General features: G+C 54.2%; 1 protein-coding gene and 1 pseudogene. Both read left to right on the top strand.

Going from position 1 to position 756, the window contains the following annotated elements:
• Window positions 1-43: 43 nt before the first annotated feature.
• Window positions 44-571: pseudogene (locus tag EJ063_RS20340) on the top strand (replication protein P); the annotation flags it as partial.
• Window positions 572-606: 35 nt separating this feature from the next.
• Window positions 607-756, top strand: a 150-nt coding sequence (locus tag EJ063_RS21455) for a replication protein P (RefSeq protein ID WP_369333365.1), incomplete at its 3' end; no start/stop codon positions are given.

Below are 756 nucleotides of genomic sequence, written 5' to 3'. Positions count from 1 at the left end.
AACTCGACCTGACAAACACAGACTGGATTTACGGGGTGGATCTATGAAAAACATCGCCGCACAGATGGTTAACTTTGACCGTGAGCAGATGCGTCGGATCGCCAACAACATGCCGGAACAGTACGACGAAAAGCCGCAGGTACAGCAGGTACTCGACCTCATCAACGGTGTGTTCAGCCAGTTACTGGCAACTTTCCCGGCGAGCCTGGCTAACCGTGACCAGAACGAAGTGAACGAAATCCGTCGCCAGTGGGTTCTGGCTTTTCGGGAAAACGGGATCACCACGATGGAACAGGTTAACGCAGGAATGCGCGTAGCCCGTCGGCAGAATCGACCATTTCTGCCATCACCCGGGCAGTTTGTTGCATGGTGCCGGGAAGAAGCATCCGTTACCGCCGGACTGCCAAACGTCAGCGAGCTGGTTGATATGGTTTACGAGTATTGCCGGAAGCGAGGCCTGTATCCGGATGCGGAGTCTTATCCGTGGAAATCAAACGCGCACTACTGGCTGGTTACCAACCTGTATCAGAAAATGCGGGCCAACGCGCTTACTGATGCGGAATTACGCCGTAAGGCCGCAGATACGAGTATTGCCGGAAGCGAGGCCTGTATCCGGATGCGGAGTCTTATCCGTGGAAATCAAACGCGCACTACTGGCTGGTTACCAACCTGTATCAGAACATGCGGGCCAATGCGCTTACTGATGCGGAATTACGCCGTAAGGCCGCAGATGAGCTTGTCCATATGACTGCGAGA

This window comes from Vibrio aquaticus, assembly GCF_003970385.1.
GTDB classification, from domain to species: Bacteria; Pseudomonadota; Gammaproteobacteria; order Enterobacterales; family Vibrionaceae; genus Vibrio; species Vibrio aquaticus.
This window is presented reverse-complemented; position numbering and strand designations above follow the sequence as displayed.